Genomic DNA, 1,336 nt, shown 5'->3' with positions numbered 1-1,336 from the left:
AGGGCCGTGCCCAGCCGGATCAGGGTGGCCCCTTCTTCAATGGCCACCGCATAGTCCGCGCTCATACCCATGGAGAGCGTATCGAGGGCGGGCATTGTATTGCGCAATTGTGACAGTGTCATGGCGAGCTGTCGGAAGGCGGCACGATTACCGTCATCATTGTCCGCCCGGGGAATCGCCATCAGCCCGCGCAATCGCAGGTTGGGCAAGGCCTCTATCTGTTCCGCCAGCTCGGCCACGCCCGCCAGCGGCACCCCGCTCTTGCTGGCCTCATCATCCACATTCACCTGTATACACACATTCAGCGGTGGCAGATCCGGCCCGCGCTGTTCGCTCAGGCGACGGGCCACCTTGAAGCGATCCACTGAATGGACCCAATCAAAGTGGGCGGCGATATCACGGGTCTTGTTGGACTGAATCGGCCCGATGAAGTGCCACACCAGCCCCCGCCCCTGCAGCGCAACAATCTTGTCCAATGCCTCCTGCAGGTAGTTTTCCCCGAAATGGCGCTGCCCCTGGTCTGCCAGTTGGGCCAGTTCGTCTGCGGTGCGGGTCTTGCTGACCGCCAGAAGCTGCACACTGTGCGGATCGCGGCCTGCGCGCGCGCATAGTGCATTTATTTGCTCATCAATGTGCAGCAGTGGTGATTTGACGTCAGTCATTATTGAACGGCTCAAGAGGTCGGGTTACTTTAGGCATGCGACGAATTTCTGAGTAAGCCGAGATCCGGCTGCCTACATAATAACAAAAGGGTGCTTATGGGCGTCCTTTCCAATACCTGACAACGCAAGTATAAATCATGGATATTACCGAGCTGCTCGCTTTCAGCGCCAAAAACGGCGCCTCTGACCTTCACTTGTCCGCCGGCCTGCCCCCGATGATCCGGGTGGATGGCGACGTGCGCCGCATCAACCTGCCGGCCATGGAGCACAAGGAAGTCCATTCATTGATCTATGACATCATGAATGACAAGCAGCGCAAGGATTTCGAGGAATTCTACGAAACCGATTTCTCCTTCGAGGTACCCGGCGTGGCCCGTTTCCGGGTGAACGCCTTTAACCACAACCGTGGTGCCGGTGCGGTATTCCGGACCATTCCCTCGAAAGTGCTGACCATGGAAGACCTGGGCATGGGCAAGGTGTTCCAGAAGATCTCCGAAATGCCCCGGGGCATTGTGCTGGTCACCGGGCCCACCGGTTCCGGTAAGTCCACCACCCTGGCGGCGATGATCGATTACATCAACGATTCCCGCTACGAGCACATCCTCACCATCGAGGATCCCATCGAATTCGTGCACGAATCGAAAAAGTGCCTGGTCAACCAGCGGGAAGTGCAC

General features: G+C 58.0%; 2 protein-coding genes. One reads left to right on the top strand and one right to left on the bottom strand.

Annotated features, from left to right (window positions below):
- Positions 1-662, bottom strand: a 662-nt coding sequence (locus A3730_RS27265) for a YggS family pyridoxal phosphate-dependent enzyme (RefSeq protein ID WP_063539349.1), incomplete at its 3' end; no start/stop codon positions are given.
- A 137-nt stretch (positions 663-799) separates the two neighbouring features.
- Here A3730_RS27265 and A3730_RS27260 point away from each other — a divergent pair.
- The coding region (locus A3730_RS27260) for a type IV pilus twitching motility protein PilT (RefSeq protein ID WP_197477671.1) at positions 800-1,336 on the top strand (537 nt) is incomplete at its 3' end.

The organism is Alcanivorax sp. HI0044, from assembly GCF_001634945.1.
Note: the sequence above shows the minus strand (reverse complement) of the source record. Positions and strands in the feature narration are given on the sequence as shown.